Here is a 23631-nt window from a genome sequence, read left to right on the forward strand (position 1 = left end):
TTATTTCTCATCTAACAGATATTTGAAATAGAGCAAAGCCGTGCTCTCGGAATAGCTGCCGAAAGTGTCATAACCCAACTGCCCCCCGACCAACATGCCTGGCGCAACCTTATACGTTCCCCCCGCCTTCAGGCTGTAGCCAATACCGCTCTTGTCTTCGCTGGCGTAGGTCGCCTCATTGCCATACCCTCGGCTAACCAGTTCTTCCAACTGCGACTGGAGATTCGGATCGTTCGGGAAATACGGGCTCTCCTGATTGTTATAGGTTTGATAACCCACGCTTCCACCCACCATATAGGTGAAGTTATCCTGCTTTTTGGTGAACTCGACCGGCAACGAAATACTGAGATAGTCCTGCGGGCTGAAATAGCCCCCCTGGCCATAGGTGAAGTAGCTCAGGTTTTTGTCAAAATCCATATAGTTGACGTTAACGCCCACTTTCAACTCGTTCTCGTCATCTTTATAAGGCCGGATATAGGCCCCCATATTGCCAGTGACGCTTTTGTTGCGTGCCACGTTATCGCCGAGGTAGTTGTAAAGCCCCACCCCGCCGTAGGCACCCACCACGCCATCGTCGTAACCCAGGTTCAGGCTGCCGCCGTTTTTGGTCACCGCCCCCCATTTATTGCCGGTGATGGTGTCCTCGGTACCGACATAAGAGAGCAGGCTGTCCTTGACGGCCCGGCGCTCAAGGGTGATTCCCAATGTGGAATGCTGGCTGAGTTTAGGTGACCAGGTTGCGCCCCCCACGACAGAATTGAAGTTGCTCCCCAATGGAGTGCTGCCAACGTCCAGCTTATAGCTGTCACCGCTTAACGCCAGCGCCAGCTCTACGCCGGTATCCTGTTGTTGCCCCGGGGAGTCGGCATAAAAATCATTAGGATTGTAGGTCTGCGGCTGCGTCACCTGGCCAGCAAGCGTCTGCCGTTCGGCAAAGGCCTGATCCTGCGCCACGGTGGCGGCAGCACACTCCGCCGAAGTGGCATCAGCCGAACACAGGCTGTCTCTGGTTGCATGGATCTGCTGGTAACGCAGATCGGCGGCTTGTGCGGCAGCAATCGAATTCTGCGAAGCAACAATCGAAGCCTGAGTCGCAGCTTCGACCGCCCTGGCCTGCTGCAAGGCCCCGGTACCAAAGCGGCTGTTGGCGCTGTTGGATGGCGTACCGGATTTCAGCATCACCGGCGTCACATCGAAGCTGAGCCGACTGCTATCAAAAGGCATACCAGACAGGCTGATTGGGCTTCTTATCTCGGTGATATTACTCAGGCCATTTTCACCGCTGCTGTTATCGCGCAGGGAAATATCCCCCCGTATCCAGGTCGCGGTCTTGTCCTGCACCTCATCCATCAATTTTTCGATTTGCTGTAAGGTCGGGTTTTTTGCCACTGCGACCGGTTGCAGCGCGTTGCTGTAACTGCCCGGTGCCGCAACCTGCCAAGGCAACACTACGCCATAGGCCGAAGGCTGAGGGGACAGGTTGGAGGAAACCGTGCTTTGCGCTGCAAAGGGGTTGTCCGCCAACCGCAAGCCGCCGATCATCGCCGAGCTACTGCCGGTGGTGCCAGCCACGCCATTCACGCGGTTTTTAGCCTCACGCAACAGGGACATAGCCTGCGAATAATTACCGTCTGCCTGGGCAACACGAGCCGCCAGCAACAACTGATCTGGCGTTTTAATCGCAGGCAAGCCGCGTAATAACTGTTTGGCCTGATCGACGTCCCCTTCGGACAAGGCGACACCGACGGCCCCTTCTCTCGCCCCTTGGTTCAGGCTATCGCGGCTGAGCAGGTAGCTGTAAACCTGCCCGGCTTCTTTGTTCATATTGCCAGACTGATAGAGCCGCCCCATAGCCAGCATGAGGTCCGGGTTTTGCGGATCGTTTTGCAGCGCGCCGATCAATTTGTCATAGGCAGCGCTGTACTGCCCTTGCAAACGCAGTTTATCGGCATCATTGATCACGCTGCCCATGCGCATCTGGCTGATATCTCTGGTGGAACTACGGGCGCGCAACGCCGGGTTATTTAACCAGGCATCTGCCTCTTGGCTTAACCCCGCCTGATTAAGCACCGCAATCTGGGCTGCGTAATCACCGGCATTACCTTTAACCCCCAGACGCATGTTATCGCGCACCAGTTGCACCGCCGTTGAGACATCACCCACCGCCATCAGATCTTTTGCCAACCCCCAAGCGCGGCGGGGTCAGTCGGCGGTTTTTGTGCCAACTGCCGCAAAATGGTCGCCGCAGCGGTGGTGTTACCTTGGCGGAGGTAGTTTTCTGCCGCGGCACGCTGCTGGTTTGCCGCCGCTGATGCCGCCAGCGCCTGCATGCTGCTGTTCTGCCGGGCAGCCGGGATACGCGCCATCAAGGTAGAAACATTCAGCCAGTCGTTACGCTCCGAGGCAAACAAGGCGGCGGCGTATAGGCTGTCTGGTGATGCCCCCATCTGCATCAGAGGGGAGATCAAGGTTTGAGCCTGTAACTCCTGCCCCTGCTTGTTCAGGATGCGCGCCATATCCAGACGTATCCACGGGTTGGAAGGCTGCTTTTCCAGCGCCTGTTGCAACAACATCATCGCCCGCTGAGGATCGTTATTCTGCATCGCCAGTTCAGCCTGTTTACGCAACGGATCGACGTTGACGCCAACCACGGGCTGTTGCACTTTGGGCCGCAGATTGTCTGGGATGGTCTGAAGCATTTGTGCCGCTTGCGGCGCCTTATCGCGCTGCTGCTGTAGCAGGTAATAAAGCCCCAGCTTGGCGTCATTATTCTGCGGATTTTGCGTCAGCAAACCACGGTACATCTGCTCTGCCGCCGGGAAATCCCCTTTCTTGCGCGCAACATCTGCCCGGAACAGGGTAACCGCATTGCCTTTATCCCCGGTGGCATTGCTCATGGGGGCGGTCAACGCCAGCGCTTCATCCAGTTGGCCAGCATTGGCAGCCTGTTTGGCTTTTTCCAGGTTAGCGTAGAACGCCGCATCCTGCGCCAATGAACTCCACTGGGCACTTTGCGGACCACCCTGTTTTGCCGCCTGGGTCAGGTAGCTTTCTGCCTGGCTGAAGTCACCGCTGCGCATCGCCGCGAATCCCATCCCGGCCAAGGCATCGCCATCATTAGGATTACTCGCCAAAATAGCGGCAAACTGGCTCTTGGCGCTATCCAGATCCCCTTTATTCAGCTCCGAGAACCCCGCCCCCTTCGCCGAACCGGCCATCGTTTGCTGGTAGTAGGCCGCAACCGCCTTGTCTGCCGGGTGCCTCTGCTGGTAGGCGTCATACAACGCTTTATCACTCGGCTGCGGTGCCAGCCAGAGCAATGCCTGTTTCAGGGCCTGATCCGCTTCGTTATTGCCTGGCGCCATCGACGCCAGCATGTCGATCCCTTCCCGACGGGTTGATTCCTGATAGGTCAGCACTTTACCCAGCACTACGCGGGTTTGCGTATCATTAGGCTGTAAGGCCAGGCGCTGTTTCAGGCCGCTAATCGCTTCCGCCCGACCGGCTGGGGAACCCGCCAGCGTGAGATAATATTCATTGGCCAGGTTATCAATGGGGGTCTTGCCGTTGAACACCGCCTGATACGCCGCTGCGGCCTGGGTAAAATCCCCCTTTGCCGCCAATTGACGTGCCTGAGCCAATAGGCTCTTGGAGACAGAGGGTGCTGCGCCACTGCTGTTCAGCGCCTGCAACCGAGGATCGTTAGGCGCTACGGCACTCAGCTTTTTCCGCCAGAACTCCGCTTTTTCCTTATCGCCCCCTTGCATGGCATACAGGGATAACAGGTACAGCGCCTCGGCGTTGTTCTCATCGATCAGCAGGACTTTCTGTAAAGCCCCTGAGCCAATTCATCATGAGATTTGTCATGCCAGTAGGCCGCCTGCTGAAAGAGGGCTTTCAGCGCAGGGTTAGCGTCATCCGCCATCGCCGACAGCGAAAATATCGTCAGCCCAGCCAAAGAGACTCCGTAAAGTTTCTTTTTCAGCAATGTGCTCAATGGGTGATATCCCCTCTGGCTGAGACAAGTTTTAGCGTTCATCTTCTGCATCTCTCCCCAGACGTTTGGCAGCATGCTTGCGCAGCAGAATATAGAGGCCTAGTCCCAGCACCAGGGAGATCCCTAACCCGGTCAGAGATAAAAGCACCACATGCTTACTGGCATACCAGATAAAGATCAGGTACCAAGGCAGTTCACCGCTAGGGAACGGGGCGCCAACCTGGAAGCTGTGCACACCGTTTTGATCGGTGATCACCGCCAGATCGCCACGTACTCCGGCGTTGATCTTCGATGACTTAAGATCCGTATAGATCTTGTTCAGACCGTCGTCGGAAGAGGCACTGGCCACCACCACCACCCGCTGAGGATCCCAGGCGGAGCGGAAACTGAAGAATCCGCGCCAGTCGGTTACAGAAGAAAGATAGCGATCCGCATCTATGCCTTGTGTCCGCCAGTTGCCTTGCAGGTAAGCCTGCAGTTTTTCCAGCGCAGATTGCTCTTTTACCGCCAGGCCACCGCTGTTGCCCAAGGTAAATGGCACCTGCTGTAATAACCGCTGATACAACGCGCTCTGAGCCAGCGAGGCGACCACCAGCACGTCACGCCCCTTGAATTGCGGATCCTCGCTTTCATTGCCCTTCAGGCCAAAGCGGATATCCACATTGCCTACCGCGCTGCCGGTTGAAGCACCGGAGCGGGCGGTCAGATTCAGCAGTGTGCGCACTTCATTGATCGTCGGTTTTTCCGCCATTAACAACACGGTCTGCGAGAAATCCGCCAGTTTGGAGAACGGGAAAGAGGCACCGACGAAATAAGAGAGGTTAGGCAGCTCGGTAAAGTGATAGGTCTTACTCAGATCGATATAAGAATCTGGCCCGATATGGCTCTTGATGGTGTTGCTATCCACCGGGTTACAGGAGCTGTTATTTTTCGGCACGATTGAAAAATAGAGTTCCAGCATGTTATCGCCATAAATCAGATACGGCGGCAGAGGCAGGCGGTAACTTTCCTGGCGAATATCCCCACCAAACTGGTGCCAGAACAGTTCCAGCAGGCCCCTTTTGTTAACCGACATATTACGCAGGAAGGTGCCGTTCAGCGTGGCGCTAAGCTGGGATTTATTTTCATCAATCCAACTGTCGGTAGGGAAGCGGTAATCAATCTGTAACGGAACGTTGCGGCCATCCCAGATAAACAGATCCGGGGCGGCACGGAAGGCAATTCGCACCGCATCATGGTAGACACCGCTGACAGTCAGTTCATTCACATTCGCCACCAGTTGGCTAAAACTGACCGGCTTGGTGGTATCAATCCAACGTGGGGCATCGTAAGGCTGGCGCAGCGGGATTTTTACCGGTTTCACTGCCAGCGAAGTGGTTTTCTCCGGTAATGGCTGGCTCACCAGTCGATAGGCTGCCTGGCGCATCTCGCTGCTATTACGCCCCATGACCAGCAGCAGTTTGTAAACCGGATTCAGCGGGTTATCAATCACCTGGATCGTTGGCCCTTCGGCCTGTGGCAGCGTCAGTTGGCCGATCTGCTCCCCTGGGCGGGCAAAGATAATGCCGTTTTGCTCCGGCAGTTGATCCTGCAATACCAGAAAATCGAGGTTGTTGTAGCGCGTTATCTTGCCCAGATAAGAGCTGACAATGGCTGCAGCCGCAACCTCTTCCGGCCGCTTGGTCTCGCCGAAAATCACCTCCACAGTGGCAGGTTGCATAGCCTGAGGATCAAAGAATGGCTGAGGGAATCGCCCAATGTTCTGGCCGATATTCAGCACCTGATTCTCTAGCTGCAGGCGGCTGGTTGGCAGCACTTTAACCCAATATTTATTGTCAGCCCCCTTTTCACACTGCATGGCGGCATCACTGCCGCTCTCGATACTGAAACTCAGGTTGTTGCGAGCCACAATCATGGCGGCCGGGATCGGCACCTGATAGGTCACCTTGGCATCGTGCAGCTGGCTTAACCGGTGCGTGCTCAGCGGTTGCCCATTCAGCATCAAATGCAGTTCGGTATCGCTCTCCATCAGGGCTGGGGAGACCTCTATATCCAGCCGCAGGTTGCCATCCGTCACCACCCAATCCGTTGGCAGGGTGAAGGTGATCCCCGATTGACGCTGCCAACTGCTCAGTGTCAGCCCTGAAGGTTGCCCCATTTCGGTTACGCTCAGGGTAGAAGCGACCGATGGGTTGAAGGTGGCGGCTGGTGGCGTAGCAATATCACCCGGAACATTCCCCTGTGGGGCATCAACTGGCGGTGCATCTACCGGCCTGGGGAGCGCCGGGAAGCCCTGTACATCGCCTGGAATGGGGTTTGGCTGCGTGTCCGCCCCACCAGCCAGGCCGGGCAGGCACAGTATCAGCAGGGCAATAAGTGCAGATCTGCCTTTAGGCAGCTTGGTATCCACCAGGCTCATATGATCTGTTCCTTGTCCTGTTTCGGCTGCACCGGTGGATTCTTTCTCTGCTGTTTTTTGGCACGGCGATCACGCCAGGAGAAATAGAACAATTCGAAAATGCAACGAATGACCCCCAGCAAAGAACGCAACGGCCGATCCTGCGGATAAGGCTCTGTGCGGATCCAGGCATCTGCCCGTGCCAGCACCACCCGCACCAGTTCACGCCTTTTTTCGATCGGCAGTTCTTTAAACATCAAACGGGTAACCGAGCTGTTGGCATCAATCAGCTCAACCGGGAAGCTGACAGCACCGGATTTCAGCGAGATCTCCACTTCTTCGATCGGATCCTGCAAGAAGCGTTCATCCGGGGTTTTCAATTTGACCCCACCCATGGACAAGTCCAGGGTTTCGGTACGCATAGCCGCCCCGCTGGCAAAATAGAGCACCGCCGGCAAAGACGCATCAATACGGATGGTTTTTCTGACCTGGCGGGTTTCCCTTGCTACGGCAATAGCGGCCAACAGAATAATCATACTGAAGCTGGCCCAGGCGATGTTCAGCATAATAACCTGCGGATTGGCGCCGTAATGTTCGGGCATAATCAAGCGGACAACGCCCCAGGCGGTACCGAGCAGCAGCAGAGACACGGCAATAATATGCGGTCGTACAATATGGAAATCGAAATAGTTAGAGTCCAGCAAGGCCCCTTTATCCGTCACGTTAAACTTGCCATGCTTGGGTGAAATCATGGTCAGCAAAGTAGGAATAACCAGGTGGAAACACATCACCGTTTCGTAGATTTCCCCCAGAACGAATGACGATAGCGCCCGTTTGCCCTGGAGTTGATATAGATCGACATCACCAGATGGGGCAATACATAGGCAAAAATCAGCCCGGCAGATGAGGCGATGATATTTAAGTTGAATAACAGATAAAACAGGGGAGCAATACAGAAAATGACTCTGGGCAGCCCGTATTGGAAATGCAGCATGGCGTTCAGATAGCAAAGACGCTGCTGCCAGGTCAGGCCACGGCCCAGCAACGGGTTATCCACCCGGAATATCTGCGTCATGCCACGCGCCCAGCGGGTACGTTGTATCACATGCAGCCCCAGGCGTTCAGTTGCCAGCCCCGCCGCCAGCGGGAGCGCCAGAAATGCCGTATTCCAGCCCCGGCGTTGCATTTTCAACGCGGTGTGGGCGTCTTCGGTCACGGTTTCAACAGCAAACCCACCCACCTCTTCCAGCGCTGAACGCCGGATAACGGCGCAGGAGCCGCAGAAAAAGGTGGCGTTCCAGTTATCGTTGCCTTGCTGAACCGGGCCATAGAACAGCGCCCCTTCGTTAGGGACTTTGCTCGCTTCCGACAGGTTGCGTTCAAACGGATCAGGAGAATAGAAATAGTGCGGGGTCTGGATCAATGCCAGGCGTTCATCGACCAGGAAACTACCCACGGTTGCCTGTAAAAATGCCCGGGTCGCCACGTGGTCGCAGTCGAACACGGTGATTAATTCACCCTGGGTCACTTTCATTGCGTTATTCAGATTACCCGCTTTGGCATGACTATTATTGCTTCGGGTAATATAGCCAACCCCCGCGTCGGCGCAGAAAACGGCAAATTCGTTGCGCTTGCCGTCATCCAGCACATAGATTTTCATCTTTTCTTTGGGGTAATCGATACACTGTGCCGCCAGCACGGTATCACGCACCACATCCATACTTTCGTTATACGTCGGGATATAAACGTCTACCGTTGGCCATAACGACATATCATCCGGCAAGGGCTCAATGGTGCGCTTCAGCGACCAAGTGGTCTGGATATAACCGAACAGCAGAATCACCAGCGCATACAGCTCGGTAATAAACAGGGCAATCCCCAGCACCGCTTCCAATGTGCTGTTGAAATGCAGGGTTTCCGTGGCGCGCCAATAGATATAGCGTAATGACATCAGCGTGGACATGACGATCATCACCAGGGTGACTTTCTTGCTTTTGCTTACCCCTAAAATAAAGACGATAGCGATGCATATAAAGCCAAAGATGTACTGATTATCGCTGCTCATTGGTGCAATAATAATCAACGCAATAAAAGGCAACGCCAACAGCAGTAAGCAAGAAAACAATATTTTATTCATAGCTAATCGGACGATCCTTACTAAGAGCCATAAATAGACGTCGTATGATGATACGAGCCATCTCCCACACTAAGCCCTAAAATTACTGCGACCTTTTTACTGATCTGTTCGATATCAAATGCAGCGGCCGACACGGGGCTGATATCCATTATTGCCCGTTGCGAGGCGTTGGCCTCGGGGACACATTCATCGCGATGAATGGTTCCCAACAACTTGTTCTGCAAACGCTGTTCGAAGAAATGGGTCACATCCCTGCTCAGGGTGCGTCTCATGTCGCTTTGATTCACGATGTAGTATTCGCCAACGTCTTCATTGGCTGGCGCATTCATAAATTTATGCTGTTCGATATTGGGCAATAAACTTAGCGAGGCGGTATCGGCCAGCAAAACCACGATCCGCATATCTGCCGCCGCCTGCATCGCCTGCATTGCCGCATTGCGCCCTGGTGGCATATCGGCAATCACCACCATGCCTGGGATTTGCAGCACGGCACTCAGGCCGCGTTGTATAAACAACGGTTCGTTAAGCAGGTTGTCATCAAACTGCATTCTCTCTTGTTCGGTGACGTCACCATAAGGCAAAACAAACAGGTTCGGCCCGACTTTGAGAATAAACTGACTCCAGTCAGATAAGGTGCCTGACTGGGCAACAAAACCGCGACTGTCCGAAATTGGCACACCAAAATGCAGCCGCAGCGCATTTTGCGTATCAAAGTCGACAACTAAAACCTTACTGCCGCTACGGGCTAATGCATAAGCCAGATTAGCGGTAATCGTGGTTTTCCCAACCCCTCCTTTCGGAGAACAAACACAAACTAACGGCATGAGGCAATAGACTCTAAAAGTGGTTTAAGTAAAGTATTACGATCCGTCGCTCCCATCTCATCGGCAGAAGACGCTTTCTTGCTGAACATCTGTTTAAAACGTTTGTTTTCCCCCGGCGAAACAGCGGCTACCTCTGCGGCAGGAGAATTAAAATGATGCCCCTGGACAGGAAGCGTTGGCGCAATTTCCGGCTGCGGAGCACGAGCGGGTTTGGGGGGCACGGGCGGTGCGAGATGCTCAAAATTATGAGAAACATGGCCTGGCAAGCGGGTATTTTCTTTTATCACGGCACTGGGCTGCGCGGGTTGCTCTGTACCAACGGGGGCAGCCGAAGAAAAATCCGAAGTATTTGCTGGCGTAGGTTGCTTGCTGGCAGAAACGACACTGCCATTCCCCGCCACCTGATCAACAATAGCCCAGCGCTGGAGTGCCGATGCGTTATCGTCTTTAGGAAACTCTTTATAATCAATATCTTTTAGATTGATCTTATCTTTAAACTGCTGGACATCATCATATTTGCTCATAATCTAAACCTGTAAGATTATACTGCGCACTCTATGAATGCATACAAATCACTTAAACTACAAACTGTGATTCATAACCCAAATACATAATAGACAACCGTCTATGTATTTTAAGCGTCTCTCTTCTTATAGTTTAGAAAGAGTAGCCTACAAGTCCTTTTTTACAACAAACTCCAGCCAGAACAGTGAGAATGTCTTAATTAATTAGGGTTTTGTGGAGCATCTGCGGCCGGTATCTGGAGTGTAATCTACTTCTTTAAAGTTATACACCTGAGTTTTAAAAGTTTTTCTGCAAGGCGCTATGCCTCGTTTGGTAACGCTTCCACTGATAGCAGACATCAGGCCGGATCCATAATTATAACAATGCCATAACATTATGTTTTATAAACAAAATATTATGATACTCCCAACGCCCCCCAGGGTTGCCCGCTGCGTTTCCCCTTGTACTCCCGCCCGCTGCGGGGCGTTTTTACCTTGCGCATCACCCGGTGATAAACGGGTGGTCTGTTTCAATGATCCTTGGCGCGTCCTTCCTAAACGTTATGCCTGGGGAAATCCTCTACCACCGTTTGAATGTTGGCGGGGATAGTGGCAAACGGTGGACCAAAACGTGCTGAATGGCGTTATCCGGGAAAGCCCCGCAGCGACTTTATAGCGCAGGAGATAATAGTAATAATGCTTGCTTTTAAGATAATGAGTTTCAACCACTTGGTGATTTATAGATTGAATCATGGCTTACTGATAGTAGTAACTTCACTGATATATATACGACTTGTTACTATCTTCACAATACAGAAAAAATCAATTATAGTTTTTGCCAGGGAGTCAATACATTGCGAATAGATATAAATATCGAATACCTAATTAAACATATAATGTGAAGGGAGTTTAATAATGAAAGAATTAACCCTGGTAGAAATAAATGCCGTCTCTGGTGCCGGTTTCATCAAGGATGGATTATCATCATTGGGTTCGTGGCTTGGTAATGCGGGTTATAACCTCGTTAGCTCAACGCTATCCATTAACATTCCTTTCTTTGGCAATATCTCCTTAGCCGATTTCCTCCCTGGGCTTGGCAGCACGGTCGGCAGCGCTATCGGCGCTACCATTGGCGGAACAATAGAAGCCGGATTGGCTAAAATCCCCTTTATCGGTGGAACAATAAATAAAATCCTAGGTAACTAATTACAGCCTGTTGTTACCGCAAATATAAATAAACCTATTCGCTATGTATCCTACTCCCTTTTAATCGATGATGTTCTATCACCGCCGTTCCATTTGACAATACATATTAACAGGCGCAACCCTGCCCTCAAACATCCGGCATTTATCTATGTTCAGACTGAAAATAATGGTTCTGCTCCCTGTTCAATTCAATAATCAGGCTTCGGTATAACGTCTATAGCAAATCAAGACAGCGTGAAAACAAGAGGGTTTCCCCGTAATAATTCAGTGGCACAGTCTGAAATCATTGATCATATATTGCCCCTGGATTGCCGGAGTTATCTTCCATTAATCACAGAGGCAACGGCCGGAAATCGGCTTAACCTAACCTTGCCAATCCCTGTTGCAGGCTTGCCACCTCACCGGTTGCCACCAGGCAGCAGGCAATTTGGCGGGCGATAGGCGCGGGGATGGCCACTTCGCCAGCCAGACAGCGTTCCGTCCAGCGGGCGGTGGTGGCAGCATCCTTGGCGGCAGAGACTTCAGCCATCTCATCCTGCTCTGGGCGCGCCAGCAGAATCTGTTGTTCGCCCCCGGTGATGTAATGGATCTGCGGGCAGCGTTGCGGGTTGGCATAGGCTTCCCCTTCGGTACCGTGCATCAACAAACCACGAGCACCAATCTGGCAGAAGAATGAGGCTACACGGCCAACATATTCCGGGTGAGAAACGCTGGCGATACGCAACACATCCTGGTCACCAAACGGTGTCGCCAATTTTGCCAGCGTATGGGCGCTGTTGCGCACCCCCATCTTCCAGCGCAAATCAAGCTGAGCAGATAAAGGCGCAGAGAGCGTAGAGACGGGGATAAAGACCGCTTCGCCCTGATTCAACCGCTGTTGGGCATGCTCCGGGTCCTGAGACCACGGCAGACCCAGCTCGCGGAAAATATCTGCGCTGGTCACGCGGGTGCTATCGTTCAAAACACCGTGAACCACCACCGGCAAGCCCACCCGTGCCAGCAATAATGCCAGCAAAGGGGTCAGATTCGCCTGTTTACGCGCACCGTTATAACTTGGCAACACCACCGGCATCGGACGGCCTTGCGGCCTTTGCAGACGCATAACCTGCTGCTGCATCGCCTGGTAAAAACCGATCATCTCTTCCTCGGCCTCCCCCTTGATACGCAGGGCAATCAATATCCCCCCAGTTCCAATGGCGGGACCTCACCAGCCAGCATGGCATTATAAAGCTGGAAAGCCGTTTCCTGGCTCAGATTGCGGGCATGATTCTTACCACGGCCTACTTCTTTGATAATTTTACTGTAATCCATCGCTCGCTCCGCTGACTCGGTTTACATTAAGCATACCTTATCCGCGTCGCCGCTCAACCTCGTCGATACCCATTGTCTTTCAAGCTATAGCGTTGTTACCTGCGATGACCAAATCCCTCCGTGGGCTTCGCCCCTCACCGGGCCGCTCAAATTCTAGAGGGTCTTTTTATCAGGTGTCGCGATTTCCTCTAACCACCGGAGTGGGGTAGAATTTACCGACTCACAAAGGAAATATGCATCTACTGCAAAAATCGGATTGAAAAAATGGAAATTTATATCGGATTGGCCGTTGTCGCCGCGGTGCTTATCTGGGCAGTAATGACCTATAACCGTTTTATCTCCCTGCGCCGTTTTAAAGACGAAGCCTGGAGCGGCATTGCGGTACAGCTCAAGCGCCGCCACGATCTGGCGCCCAATCTGTTGAGCCTGGTCAAACGCTATGCGCAGCACGAAAAAGAGCTGCTGGAAGAGATCACCCGCCAGCGCGGTAACCTGGTCGGCAACACCACCCAGATCGCCGAGAGTGAAAGACAATTCTCGGGTACCCTAGGCCGTATTTTTGCCCTGGCAGAAGCCTACCCTGAATTGAAAGCCAACGAAAACTTCCTCTCCTTGCAACAATCCCTTGCCGAGATAGAAGAGCAACTCCAGATGGCACGCCGCTATTTCAACGGCACCGTGCGCGATTTCAACATCCTGGTAGAGTCGTTCCCCAGCCTGCTGCTGGCTAACTTGTTTAATTTCAAAGCGGATGCTTTTTTCGAACTCGAGGATCCCGAGGATGCCAAGTTGCCACGGATGGAGTAATAACATGGCAGGTTTGTCTGGTAGATTAGCGCTCGTTTTTGGTCTGTTATTGATGTTGGTAACCGGTACTGCTGCGGCCAATGATATCGCCATAAATGAAGTTGCCATCGGTGCCGCGCCTGTCGAAGCCCGTGCAGGCGAGGCGCCGCAGCCCCCTTAGAGCGCCACGGTTGGCGCGCGCCTATGAGCATATTCTCTCGTTTGATACCCACGCACGTTTTAACCCGGATGGCAGCATGGAAATGCGGGAAAACATCAAAGTGCTGTCCCTGGGGCAAGAGATACGCCGGGGGATTTTCCGCACGCTGCCACTGTCCTGGAATCGGCAGGACGGCAAAATTTTCAGCGTCGATTATCAAATCAAATCGGTATTACGCGATGGCGTTGCAGAACCCTACAGCCTGGAACGAGAAGGAAAAACGCTTACCGTGCGTATTGGCAGTGCAGGCCACATCCTGTCACCTGCCATTTATAACTACGAGATCCGCTATCAGGTCAGTAACCATTTCAGCCGTTTTCCCGAATGGGATGAACTTTACTGGAACGTAACGGGCAACGATTGGGCCTATCCGATCGGCAAAGCCAGTTTCCAACTGGAATTGCCCGGAGCCGCAGGCAATCTCAATAGCGACGCAAGAGATACCCGGCTGCGTACCATTGATGTGTATACCGGGCAACGTGGTGCTAAAGAGCACTATGCCCGGATCCTGCCTGACGGCAGCGTACGAACTACACAGCCACTCGACCAAGGCGCAGGTCTGACGGTCGTGTACACCTGGCCACGCGCCATTCTCGCCGGTGCAGCAGATCCGCAGGCCACCTCACCGCTGGTGCATCTGCTGTTGCCAACCAGCAAAACCCTCGCGATATGGATACCAGTGATCCTGCTGATCGGCTACTGCCTGCTCTGGTGGCGTAAAAATGTGACGGCTACCGGGCTGAAGATGCCGCCGATTGTACCGCTGTACTCCTTGCCCGAAACCCTGTCGCCGGGTTACCTGCGCTTTATTACCGAGCGTAAATATGACGACGTTGCCTTCAGCAGCGATCTGCTGGGTCTGGTTGCCAAACGTGGCATAGCCATTACCCGTAAAGAGCGTAAATCCCTGGGTGCGTGGTTTTTGAATCGCCGTTCTGAAGAACAGTGGATCTCACTGCAGACAAAAACCGCAAATTCGCAGCTGAATGCCAAGGATAAGCAACTGCTGAGTACGCTGTTCAGCGGCAATCGCAAGAACATCAATCTTGGCCTGGCCTATCAGCGGCCCATGCAAAATGCCCGCAAACTCTTGGAAAAGAGCTGCGAAGACCTGCGGGAGAAATTATTCAAAAAATGGGGTAAACCGGTTCGACGTGGGGTCTACATCCTGCTGCTGGTGCCCGTCATTTGCGGTACGCTGTTCAGCCCTGCGGCGGCGATAGTCACCATTCCCGCCTTAATATTCTTGTTGCTCGGCCTCACGATGCTCTCTTTACCCCTGAGGTTTTTACTCAACCCAAAGAAAATATGGAACAGCTGGGGGGCCATCCCACTATTTATCTCGCTGATATTTGGCCCATTCGCCACCTTTGCCAGCGGCCTTTTCCTGTTTGCAATCGTGCCTTTGAACCAGTTCCCTCCCGGGTACTTTGGCGCACTGCTGGCCGGGATTGTGATTTGCGTCATCTTCGGCTGGAAGGTCCCCCGCTACACGCAGCAAGGGCTTAACCAGCTAGCCACGGCACAAGGATTAAAACTGTATCTCGGTGCGGCAGAGAAACACCGCTATCAGACGCTTTACCCACCCGAGCAGTTGGTCTCACATTTCGAAAGCCTGCTGCCCGTTGCGCTGGCTCTGGGCGTGGGCAAAACCTGGGCCAATACCTTTGCGCAATATCTGATTGATAGTGGCACCATGTCGGAAGTCTTTGCCAATGCGGATTGGAGTAGCGTGAATCACTTCAGCCAATCCTGTAGCTCATCCTCCAGTGCTACACCCAGCAGCAGTTCTGGCTCAGGATCTTCAAGTTCCAGTTCCAGCGGCTCTGGCTCATCTGGGGGCGGTTCCTCCGGTGGTGGTTCCGGCGGTGGTGGCGGTGGCGGCTGGTGAGTCAACCATGCTGCACCGGCGGTAAACCGGTGCAGCAAGCCATTGTTGACTAAACCATCGGCTTGCCATGCCTGGCCAGAGGCAAACGTGGTTCCCCCAACAGGTTCATTCCAGCAGCGGCCAGCAGAATCAACGCCGCACCGGCAATTTGCAGTGCCACCAGTTGGTGACCAAACGCCAACCGATCCACCACCATTGCCGCAATCGGGTAGATAAACGACAGCGAGCCGATCAGGTTGGTCGGCAGTTTCTGGATCGCACCGTACAACAGAACATACATCAGCCCGGTATGCACCACGCCCAAGGTGGCTAACATCCCCCATTGCACAGGGCTGGCCGAGGCGTGAAAATCAACAAAAGGCAATAGCATCACCACTCCGACCGTTACCTGAATCAGCGCGATCAAGTGCGGTGGCATGCCTTTCAGACGTTTGGCAGCCAACGCCATCAGCGCATAGAAAAAAGCGGCCCCCAGGGACAGCAAAATACCCCACAGATAGTTATTTGGCCCAGCGGATTGCCCGGGTTGCGCCAGCACCACCAGCATCGTGCCGATAAACGCCAGCAACAGCCAAAAGAGTTTGCGGACGGTGAGTTTTTCCCCCAGAAACAGGGCCCCAAGCCCCACCAGCATAAAGGGTTGAGTGTTATATACCGCAGTGGCAATGGAAATGGATGCATAGGAATAGGCGGCAAACAGCAGCAGCCAATTGACGACCAAGGCCACACCACCGGCAATCGCCAGCAGCAATGCGGCACGCGGCAATCGATCGCGATGCAGTTGCCCCAGCAGGCCGCAGACCACCAATAGCGTTATTGCCCCCACCACGCAACGCCAGAACACCACGTTGATCACTGGCTGGCCAGAGACCAGCACAAACCAGCCAATAGTGCCGGAGATCAGCATGGCAGCCACCATCTCCAAAGAACCGCGCTTTACCTGTGCATTCATCCCCAGTTCCTCATGGAAAACTCTGTATTAACCTGTCATGGCACTCGTTCTGACTGACAGGTCCCCCTCCCTTTGGGCAGCTCCAGGGTGGAGTCAGGGGGCAATGTCACTCTCACTGGCCCATCAGCACTGAGTATTATCTTGCGGTTTTTCAGGTTTGATTGACATAGCATAAAATAGGTGAAAACTATCAAATACCTTTATATTGAAGGCATAAATCAACTATCGCCTAACGGAGCTGTTATGGATGATATCGATCGCCAGATCCTGACAATACTGACCAAAGATGCACGAATCTCCCTGAAAGCCTTGAGCGCACAGGCCGGTCTTTCCTCCCCCAGCACCTCGGAACGGTTAAGGCGGCTAGAGGAAAGCGGAGTCATTGAGAGTTATACCCTGAGGGTGAATCTGCAAACGCTAGGCTACGGCTTTCAGTCGTTGATACGCCTAAAGCCTCTACCCGGTATGCTGAAGAAGGTGGAGCTGATATTGCAGGAGATCCCCGAAGTGATCGAGTGCGATAAAGTCACCGGTGAAGACTGCTTTATCGCCCGGCTGGTTTCACACTCGATGGAGCAGCTCGATCAGGTATTGGATAAGCTGGCCGAACATGCACAGTGCAATACCTCAATCGTCAAAACCACGCCGGTAAAGCGCCGTTTGCCTCCGCTGTCTTAATTAACGGGCGCGGCGGCGGGCAAACGGGTTTTTGCGCTTTTTCTCTTTCTTTGCCGCTTCCACGGCGGATTTCAGCGCGGCCTTGTGCGCCTTGTCCGCTTCCGGCACCTCGCGCTGTTCAATCGGGAACACCGGCAATGCCGCCAACAGCCGCGAACCGTAGCTTTTGGTCAACAGGCGACGATCGTAAATCACGATTTCGCCGTGGCACTCATTGCTGCGGATCAGGCGGCCAACCTGCTGGATCAGGTTAAACGAAGCGCTAGGCAAACTCTGCACTTCAAAAGGATAGCGATTAAGCGATTTCAGCCACTCGCCTTCGGTGAGGATCACCGGGCTGTCGATCGGTGGGAAAGCAATTTTGTGAATGTGCACCTGGGTCAGCAGTTCACCTTTCAGATCCAGCCCTTCCGCAAAGGACTGCAACCCGACCAACACGCTGGCAGTGCCCTTCTCTACGCGCTTACGGTGTTCTTCCACCAGCCGGTAACGCGGCTGATCGCCCTGCACCAGCAGCATCAGGCGCAGATCGGTAACATAGCTGAGGAAGGTCTGCATCGCCCGATGGCTGCTAAATAGCAGCAGCATGCCTTTGTGTTTGCCGCTGGCCTGCTCCCCCGGAAAAAGCGCGCCATCTCTTCCAGATGTTCGGCCTCATTCGCCATTGCCGGTTCAAAGCGCATGGTGGGAATAACGATTTTACCCTGCTCGACGTGGTTAAACGGCGAGGCCAGCGCTTCGAAGCGATCCCCCGCCTTTTCGCTCAGGCCGCTCATCTCCTGCAGGCGCGAGAAGCTGTTCAGCGAACGCAGGGTGGCCGAGGTGATCACCACGTGCGGCACCTTGCGCCACAGCAGTTTCTCCAACTGATCGCTAACCCGGATGCCCACACAGTGCAGATAAAGGTGGGTCACATTATCGCGTAGCTCACGCACAACCCACTTGGAGATCGGCGCGTTGGAGGATTTTTCCATCGCCGCCAGCCGCCACAGTTTGCTCATCGCTTCCAGGTAACCTTGCGTACGGCTCATCTGGATGATGGAGCGGTGCAACCGCACTATATCGTGCTTGCCTGTCTGCTCGGTGAGGTCGTTGAGAATAAACTCCGCCAGGCCACGCAATCCGTCGGTCAGTTTGAACAGACGCGTACAGATCTCTACCATTTCTGCAGGAAGTTCGCCCATTTCGAAGCGATACTCGGCATTACTGCTATCAGGCGGCAGATAGGCATTGGCCTGATGCTCGAAAATCTGGATCAGTTCGCGCAATTCTTCGCAATGGTTTTTCAGGCGTTCGCTGTTGGCCAGCCCCGGCGGATTCTTTGGCCGATACTGCGTCATGCACTGTTCCACCTGGCGCACGATCATATCGAGCTGCAGGTTGGTCCACAGCGCGGTGATCTCGCCGTCAATCTCCAGCGCGTCCCGCGCCACCTCTGGCAGATGATGGCCTTCGTCCAATACCAGCAGCAGTTCTTTCGGGTTTGGTAATACCGACTCGGTTTCCAGCGCGGCCATCACCAACGCGTGGTTCGCCACCACTACATCGGCGGTTTCTATCTCTTTACGCGCAATATAGAACGGACATTCGCGGATGTAATGGCAGTTGCGGCCCAGGCAGTTGGCCTTATCGGTGCTCAGCTTGGCCCATAGCGGGTCGTTGATGGATAGTGTGTAATGATCGCGCAGGCCGTCCCACTCGTGGCGGCTGAGGGCTTTTGACAGCTTCTGGCATAAGGCCTGTTCCTCGCCGTTGGACGGGGCCAGCTCTTCTTCGTCCAGGTACAGCATCAAATCGCCCTGCTCGACTACGTCGGTGCTCATCGCCGCCAGGTTACGTGGGCAGACATAACGGCCACGGCCAAACGCGCCGGTGAATTTCAGATCGGGAATGATCTTCTTCAACAACGGTAAATCTTTACTGTAGATCTGATCCTGCAGCGCCACGTTGGCAGTGCTGACCACCAACGGTTTGCTCTCGGCCCGCCCAACGGCGATGCCGGGGATCAGGTACGAGAGGGTTTTGCCCACGCCGGTTGGCGCTTCAATCGCCAGATGGCGGGTGTAATCCCCGGCAAGGGTTTTCGCCACTTCGGCAATCATCTGCCGCTGAGGGGCACGGGAAATAAAATCCGGTATTTGCTGCTGCAGGGCTTTGTACCACTGGCCAATCTGATCTTTAACTGCGGAGGAGAGCGCCATTCAACTCTTATCTAAACGAAATGATGGCGCTATTGTCCCACAGACCGCCCGTGGCGTCAGCCCGAGTTGCGGTTAGCTTGCAAACAATGCGCAGCATCCCGCATTGAAAGCCCCTTCCTCAGTGTCTGGTTTCGCTGAAACCATAAACTCAGTCGGCCACCCGATCAAAATTGGCGTGGAATAATGCATTCAGCTCAGGCATCTGCTCAACCCGCTCGGCAATCGCGATTAATTGCGGGCAATGCTGACGGAACCAGCGCCGCCCTGGCCGCCAATGACACATCACCGCCACGTAGAGATCCAGGGCACTGAAACTGCGGCCCAGAAACCAGGGGCCAGTCTCGCTGGCCGCAGCGGCAAATTGCAGCCACAACTGCTGTCGATGCGCCAGAATGGTCTCTTCCAATCGCTCCGGGTTACGGGTTTTGGGTAACCATTTCGCCGGATCGTCGCCATAGGTAAATGTCGGGTAGATTGCGCTATTGATAAACATCAGCCAGCGTAGAAACCGCGGCAGTGTCGCTGCACCTGAATGGGGGACCAGTTCGGCTTGCGGTGCGCGCTCGTGCAGCAACAGAATAATTGCCGCACTCTCGGTCATCACTTCATTGTCAGGCAGGATCAACGTCGGTACCTGACCCAGTGGGTTCAGTTCCAACAGGCGCTCACGTTCAGAGCTATCGGACTCATAGTCTACTTCTTCATAGCCCCAGGGGAATCCCGTCAGTTGCAGAGCCGCAGCCACAATCGTCGAGCCACAACCACGGCAGCCGAGTAATGTATAAATCTCGTGCATATTCCCTCCAGAGCTCATCAGGCGTATTGGTAACTGTAGACCAGCCGACCACATAACTCCTTCTTACTTGAAGTTGCTGCCTTGTTGGCGGCTGTTTGGCAGGCGATGGGTATAGCGCGCCGCGTTATTTTTCACCTTTCAATACGGATTTGAATCATCTGTCATAAATACATCACACAACTGCGGTAAAAATTCTGCGCTGCGCAAATTCAGGCAGCAAAGTAAAACTGATGATAAGCATCTTTCAATCGTATAAAGCAGGGAAAACCATGAAACCTAATCTTCTTGCCGTTATTATTCCGGCACTTTTAATTGCTCAGACCGCACAGGCAGCAGAAATCTATAATAAAGACGGCAATAAGCTTGATTTTTATGGTCGGGTAAAAGCTCTGCATTACTTCTCTGATGATGCAGGAAATGATGGTGACAAAACTTATGTGCGTATCGGCTTCAAAGGGGCTACCCAGATTAATGATATGTTGACCGGTTATGGCCAATGGGAATATCAGATCGCCGCTAACCACAGTGAAGCAGACGGTAATAAAGACACCAAAACCCGTTTAGGTTTTGCTGGCCTGAAAATGAAAAACGTCGGTTCATTCGACTATGGCCGTAACTACGGCATTATTTACGACGTCGCTGCCTGGACAGATATGCTGCCGGAATTCGGTGACGATACCTATATCAAAACCGACAACTTTATGACGGGCCGCGCCAATGGCGTTGCCACCTACCGTAACAACGACTTCTTCGGCATGGTCGATGGTCTGAAGTTTGCCTTGCAGTATCAGGGTAAAAACGAAAACGACAGCCGTGCCTCCAGTAAGGCTAACGGCGACGGGTTCGGCCTGTCTTCCAGCTATGAAATCATCGATGGTGTCAGCGTGAGCGCGGCCTATGCTGCCTCCAACCGTACCACCGCCCAGAAACAGGGCAGCTACGGCAAAGGTGATACCGCCGAAGTGTGGGCAACCGGCCTGAAATACGATGCCAATAGCGTTTATCTGGCAGCAACCTATGCCGAAACCCATAATCTGACGCCGATTTCAGGGACGGCAACCATTAATAATACGGCAACTTCTGTCAGTGGGTTTGCCAATAAAACCCAAAACGTCGAAATTGTTGCACAATATCAGTTTGACTTTGGCCTGCGCCCATCGCTGGGTTATATCCAGTCTAAAGGCAAGGATATTGAAAATATCGGCGACACTGATCTGGTGAAATATATCGACGTAGGTGCCTACTATTATTTCAACAAGAATATGTCTACTTATGTTGATTATAAAATCAACCAGTTGGATGACAATAATAAGCTAGGTCTGAAAACCGACGACGTTGTTGCCATTGCTCTGACTTATCAGTTCTGATTTAGCCGGTATTGTGTAACCACCGCTGTAAATTATAGCTGATACCCATTGTCTTTCGAGCTACGGGGATGCCCCATGCGCTTGAGCGACCAACTCGACATTCATAGGGTATGAGGTTATTTCTGGGTTTCATTGCCGGGCAGCTGCGCCCGGCTTTTTCATGGTGCTTTTCCACCGCAACCACGCGCCCCGTTTCTGCTCTCATTTTTACCCCTGGGATCTCGATAAAGCTTGCCGGATAACCTGATCACAGCTAGATGTGTAGCTTTGATTAACAATTGTGGATCAGCTATGCACCATGATGCCCTGTTCGAGTTTCATTCCGCCTTGCCTTACAGCAGCGTGCAGTTGGCACAAATACTCAGCCACTGTTTCGAAAACTACATTGTCCCCTTTGTGGTTGATGGCGAAACCTTTGCTGGCCGCTTTACTGCCGAAGATCTCAGCCTGAATGACAGCATTATCGTCACCCATCAGCACCACCCGGTGGCTGTGGCCTTGATCGCACGCCGGGGCCAGCACAGCCGGGTGGCAGCGCTCTCTATCCGCCCGGAAATGCGCGCTAAAGGATTGGGAAAGGCATTAATGCAACGCATTATTGAAGCAGCCAAAGCGCGTGGCGATCGCCAGCTTTCGCTTGAGGTGATTGAAGGCAACCAGGCCGCGCAGGCCCTGTATCAACAGGCAGGCCTTAGCATTACCCGTACCCTGTTAGGGTTTCATGCGCCGCTGGCCACCCCCGCAGTTGCAAAACCATTGCAAGAGATCGACCCGCTGGCCCTTGCCCAACAGATGACCGCCGAAAACCAGCGCGGCTTGCCTTGGTTAATCGCCCCAGAATCATTGTACAAACTGCCAGGCGCACCCCGTGCCTTTACCCTGGAGCAACAGGCTTTTGCGCTGGTGATACCAGGGGCACAGAAGTGCCAGTTACGTATGATTTATGTGCCGCCCAGGTTGCGGGGCCAAGGCCATGCGCGGTGTCTGCTACAGGCGTTGCAATCGCAATTTGCCCCCTTGGCGCTTTCGGCCAACGTGTTTGTGCCCGAGAAGGTGGCCCCCTTCTTCCATCACCTGGGTTGGCGCGAGGAAGCGCTAAGGCAGTTGGAAATGGCTATGGCGATCGGACCTTGAAATTCAGCCTGCTCCCCGCCTGGAGGCCAATTACAGCAAGGTGCGCAGCAGAATAAACATCAGCATACTCAGTACCACCACCGCCAACATATTGCGTAAGAAAAAGGCCAGAACAATGGCAAATATTGCGGCCCACAGATAGGGGTTTTCAGGCAGCGCACGCCACTCATCACCATTAAAGGCAATGATCGGCCCGCTAATTGCGGTCAATACCGCAGGTACCGAGAAACTCAGTAAGGTTCTCATCCGTTGTGATAAACGTACCGGCAGGCTTGGCGCCAGGAAACAGTAACGGTTGAAAAAGACGATAACGCCCATCAAGACAATGGTCAGCCAGATCATGCTTTACCCCTGCTGCACAGCAGCCCCACCAGCATTGCCACCACGGTGGTAATAATCAATGCGCCCGGTACCTGATAATGATGCAGACCGATGGACAGCACCAAGGCCGTCAATACGCAGGCCAGCACCGGCAGGTTTCGCACCAGCGGCACCACGATAGCGATAAAGGTGGCTGCGATGGAGAAATCCAACCCATAGCTGTCAAGATCGGTGACGCTGCTGGCGGCCAATATGCCGAGCAAGGTGGCAAAAAACCAGCTCAGATAAAACGCCAGCCCGGCTCCAAGGGCATACCAGCGGTTAAAGCGTGCCGGGCCTTGATCCCCGGTCAGCGCAAACAGCTCATCGGTAAGTAAGAACCCCAACAGCACGCGCCATCTCAGCGGCAAGGGTGCAATGCATTCCCGTAGCCGCAGGCCATACAGGAAGTGCTGCGCGGTAACAAAAAAGGTAGAAACCAGGATCGCCAACATGCCAGCACCGGTCTTGATCATCCCCATAGCGACCAGTTGTGATGCGCCGGCGAAGACAATGGCCGACATCCCCAGCCCTTCGGCTGCCGTCATGCCACTCTGGATCGCCATCGAACCCGCCAGAATGCCCCAGGGCAGCACCGCCAGGCACAGTGGCAGAATTGCCGTCGCCCCCTGCAATGCCGGTCGCAGGCGCGGCGTTGAGGGTTCCGTCAGTGTTGATTGATAACTCAATGCATTCACTCCATTGATTTATATAATTTTTTAACACAGTATTACTTGCAGCTTCGGTGCCAGTATCTGCGAAGGTCAGACTCGGTATAAATGATCAACGCATACCCGATGAATTTCAAGTTTCTGAAAGGCGACGGGTATCGCCGTTGCGAGGATTATAACGTAATTAGGACCGCCGCTT

17 protein-coding genes and 3 pseudogenes are annotated in these 23631 nt (G+C 53.5%); 7 read left to right on the top strand and 13 right to left on the bottom strand.

The genetic code is table 11. The features are described 5' to 3' along the window. From ACQ86O_RS23610 to bcsO, 7 genes and pseudogenes are all read right to left on the bottom strand, one after another. Positions 1-2184 (bottom strand): cellulose synthase subunit BcsC-related outer membrane protein, encoded by a 2184-nt coding sequence (locus ACQ86O_RS23610; protein WP_431223102.1) that lies wholly within the window; start codon positions 2182-2184, stop codon positions 1-3. Continuing rightward, complete coding sequence (locus tag ACQ86O_RS23615) at positions 2169-3767, bottom strand: tetratricopeptide repeat protein (RefSeq protein WP_431223103.1); 1599 nt, start codon at positions 3765-3767, stop codon at positions 2169-2171. The genes ACQ86O_RS23610 and ACQ86O_RS23615 overlap by 16 nt, the downstream gene beginning before the upstream one ends. Positions 3768-3814: 47 nt before the next feature. Continuing rightward, positions 3815-3997, bottom strand: a complete 183-nt coding sequence (locus ACQ86O_RS23620; RefSeq protein ID WP_431223104.1) for a hypothetical protein — start codon at positions 3995-3997, stop codon at positions 3815-3817. A 31-nt stretch (positions 3998-4028) separates the two neighbouring features. After that, positions 4029-6416: a cellulose biosynthesis cyclic di-GMP-binding regulatory protein BcsB gene (gene bcsB / locus ACQ86O_RS23625; RefSeq protein WP_431223105.1), complete on the bottom strand. Its 2388-nt coding sequence runs from the start codon at positions 6414-6416 to the stop codon at positions 4029-4031. After that, positions 6413-8532, bottom strand: a pseudogene (bcsA, locus tag ACQ86O_RS23630) (UDP-forming cellulose synthase catalytic subunit). The gene bcsB and the pseudogene bcsA overlap by 4 nt, the downstream one beginning before the upstream one ends. 20 nt (positions 8533-8552) lie before the next feature. Then, on the bottom strand, positions 8553-9356 hold the full coding sequence (bcsQ, locus tag ACQ86O_RS23635; RefSeq protein ID WP_431223106.1) for a cellulose biosynthesis protein BcsQ: 804 nt from the start codon (positions 9354-9356) through the stop codon (positions 8553-8555). After that, positions 9347-9880, bottom strand: coding sequence for a cellulose biosynthesis protein BcsO (bcsO, locus tag ACQ86O_RS23640; protein WP_431223107.1), 534 nt, complete (start codon positions 9878-9880; stop codon positions 9347-9349). Before bcsO ends, bcsQ begins: the two co-directional genes overlap by 10 nt. A gap of 894 nt (positions 9881-10774) precedes the next feature. On the opposite strand from bcsO, the gene ACQ86O_RS23645 reads away from it, so the two are divergent. Continuing rightward, the gene (locus ACQ86O_RS23645) at positions 10775-11065 is read left to right on the top strand and encodes a hypothetical protein (RefSeq protein ID WP_431223108.1); all 291 of its coding nucleotides are present in this window, start codon (positions 10775-10777) and stop codon (positions 11063-11065) included. 358 nt (positions 11066-11423) lie between these two features. Here ACQ86O_RS23645 and ybiB read toward each other — a convergent pair. Beyond that, positions 11424-12376 (bottom strand): annotated as a pseudogene (gene ybiB, locus ACQ86O_RS23650) (DNA-binding protein YbiB). Positions 12377-12640: 264 nt separating this feature from the next. On the opposite strand from ybiB, the gene ACQ86O_RS23655 reads away from it, so the two are divergent. Genes ACQ86O_RS23655 through ACQ86O_RS23665 form a run of 3 tightly spaced genes read left to right on the top strand, consistent with a single transcriptional unit; the run spans position 12641 to position 15273 of the window. After that, positions 12641-13183, top strand: a complete 543-nt coding sequence (locus ACQ86O_RS23655) for a LemA family protein (RefSeq protein ID WP_431223109.1) — start codon at positions 12641-12643, stop codon at positions 13181-13183. A gap of 4 nt (positions 13184-13187) precedes the next feature. After that, on the top strand, positions 13188-13343 hold the full coding sequence (locus tag ACQ86O_RS23660; protein WP_431223110.1) for a hypothetical protein: 156 nt from the start codon (positions 13188-13190) through the stop codon (positions 13341-13343). Between the two features lie 10 nt (positions 13344-13353). Then, on the top strand, positions 13354-15273 hold the full coding sequence (locus tag ACQ86O_RS23665) for a DUF2207 domain-containing protein (protein ID WP_431223111.1): 1920 nt from the start codon (positions 13354-13356) through the stop codon (positions 15271-15273). A 49-nt stretch (positions 15274-15322) separates the two neighbouring features. Here the strand turns inward: ACQ86O_RS23665 and ACQ86O_RS23670 are convergent, their stop codons facing one another. Continuing rightward, complete coding sequence (locus ACQ86O_RS23670; RefSeq protein WP_431223112.1) at positions 15323-16225, bottom strand: DMT family transporter; 903 nt, start codon at positions 16223-16225, stop codon at positions 15323-15325. A 243-nt stretch (positions 16226-16468) separates the two neighbouring features. Here ACQ86O_RS23670 and ACQ86O_RS23675 point away from each other — a divergent pair, with 243 nt between their 5' ends. Then, entirely contained in the window at positions 16469-16903 is a 435-nt protein-coding gene (locus ACQ86O_RS23675; RefSeq protein WP_431223113.1) for an Lrp/AsnC family transcriptional regulator, read from the top strand. A gap of 98 nt (positions 16904-17001) precedes the next feature. Here the strand turns inward: ACQ86O_RS23675 and dinG are convergent. Next, positions 17002-19104 (bottom strand): annotated as a pseudogene (gene dinG / locus ACQ86O_RS23680) (ATP-dependent DNA helicase DinG); the annotation flags it as partial. 148 nt (positions 19105-19252) lie between these two features. Beyond that, positions 19253-19900, bottom strand: coding sequence for a glutathione S-transferase family protein (locus ACQ86O_RS23685; RefSeq protein WP_431223114.1), 648 nt, complete (start codon positions 19898-19900; stop codon positions 19253-19255). Positions 19901-20169: 269 nt separating this feature from the next. Between ACQ86O_RS23685 and ompC the strand changes: the two genes are divergently transcribed. Together ompC and ACQ86O_RS23695 are read left to right on the top strand one after the other, a co-directional pair. Further along, positions 20170-21267 carry a porin OmpC gene (gene ompC, locus ACQ86O_RS23690; RefSeq protein ID WP_431223115.1) on the top strand — a complete coding sequence of 366 codons (1098 nt, stop codon included), beginning with the start codon at positions 20170-20172 and terminating at the stop codon, positions 21265-21267. A 291-nt stretch (positions 21268-21558) separates the two neighbouring features. After that, positions 21559-22401 (top strand): GNAT family N-acetyltransferase, encoded by an 843-nt coding sequence (locus tag ACQ86O_RS23695; RefSeq protein ID WP_431223116.1) that lies wholly within the window; start codon positions 21559-21561, stop codon positions 22399-22401. A gap of 30 nt (positions 22402-22431) precedes the next feature. Here ACQ86O_RS23695 and ACQ86O_RS23700 read toward each other — a convergent pair whose 3' ends face one another. Both ACQ86O_RS23700 and ACQ86O_RS23705 read right to left on the bottom strand, forming a co-directional pair. Next, positions 22432-22743 (bottom strand): AzlD domain-containing protein, encoded by a 312-nt coding sequence (locus ACQ86O_RS23700; RefSeq protein ID WP_431223117.1) that lies wholly within the window; start codon positions 22741-22743, stop codon positions 22432-22434. Further along, positions 22740-23450 carry an AzlC family ABC transporter permease gene (locus ACQ86O_RS23705; RefSeq protein ID WP_431223118.1) on the bottom strand — a complete coding sequence of 237 codons (711 nt, stop codon included), beginning with the start codon at positions 23448-23450 and terminating at the stop codon, positions 22740-22742. The genes ACQ86O_RS23700 and ACQ86O_RS23705 overlap by 4 nt, the downstream gene beginning before the upstream one ends. Between the last annotated feature and the right edge of the window lie 181 nt (positions 23451-23631).

The organism is Serratia sp. L9, from assembly GCF_050632285.1.
Taxonomy (GTDB): domain Bacteria; phylum Pseudomonadota; class Gammaproteobacteria; order Enterobacterales; family Enterobacteriaceae; genus Chania.

What these genes read in the sequence shown, in the direction of transcription:
- ACQ86O_RS23615 (WP_431223103.1), bottom strand. Translation starts at nt 3,767, where the DNA reads ATGCAAGGGGGCGATAAGGAAAAAGCGGAGTTCTGGCGGAAAAAGCTG.
- bcsB (WP_431223105.1), bottom strand. Translation starts at nt 6,416, where the DNA reads ATGAGCCTGGTGGATACCAAGCTGCCTAAAGGCAGATCTGCACTTATT.
- bcsQ (WP_431223106.1), bottom strand. Translation starts at nt 9,356, where the DNA reads ATGCCGTTAGTTTGTGTTTGTTCTCCGAAAGGAGGGGTTGGGAAAACC.
- bcsO (WP_431223107.1), bottom strand. Translation starts at nt 9,880, where the DNA reads ATGAGCAAATATGATGATGTCCAGCAGTTTAAAGATAAGATCAATCTA.
- ACQ86O_RS23645 (WP_431223108.1), top strand. Translation starts at nt 10,775, where the DNA reads ATGAAAGAATTAACCCTGGTAGAAATAAATGCCGTCTCTGGTGCCGGT.
- ACQ86O_RS23655 (WP_431223109.1), top strand. Translation starts at nt 12,641, where the DNA reads ATGGAAATTTATATCGGATTGGCCGTTGTCGCCGCGGTGCTTATCTGG.
- ACQ86O_RS23660 (WP_431223110.1), top strand. Translation starts at nt 13,188, where the DNA reads ATGGCAGGTTTGTCTGGTAGATTAGCGCTCGTTTTTGGTCTGTTATTG.
- ACQ86O_RS23670 (WP_431223112.1), bottom strand. Translation starts at nt 16,225, where the DNA reads ATGAATGCACAGGTAAAGCGCGGTTCTTTGGAGATGGTGGCTGCCATG.
- ACQ86O_RS23675 (WP_431223113.1), top strand. Translation starts at nt 16,469, where the DNA reads ATGGATGATATCGATCGCCAGATCCTGACAATACTGACCAAAGATGCA.
- ACQ86O_RS23685 (WP_431223114.1), bottom strand. Translation starts at nt 19,900, where the DNA reads ATGCACGAGATTTATACATTACTCGGCTGCCGTGGTTGTGGCTCGACG.
- ompC (WP_431223115.1), top strand. Translation starts at nt 20,170, where the DNA reads ATGAAACCTAATCTTCTTGCCGTTATTATTCCGGCACTTTTAATTGCT.
- ACQ86O_RS23695 (WP_431223116.1), top strand. Translation starts at nt 21,559, where the DNA reads ATGCACCATGATGCCCTGTTCGAGTTTCATTCCGCCTTGCCTTACAGC.
- ACQ86O_RS23700 (WP_431223117.1), bottom strand. Translation starts at nt 22,743, where the DNA reads ATGATCTGGCTGACCATTGTCTTGATGGGCGTTATCGTCTTTTTCAAC.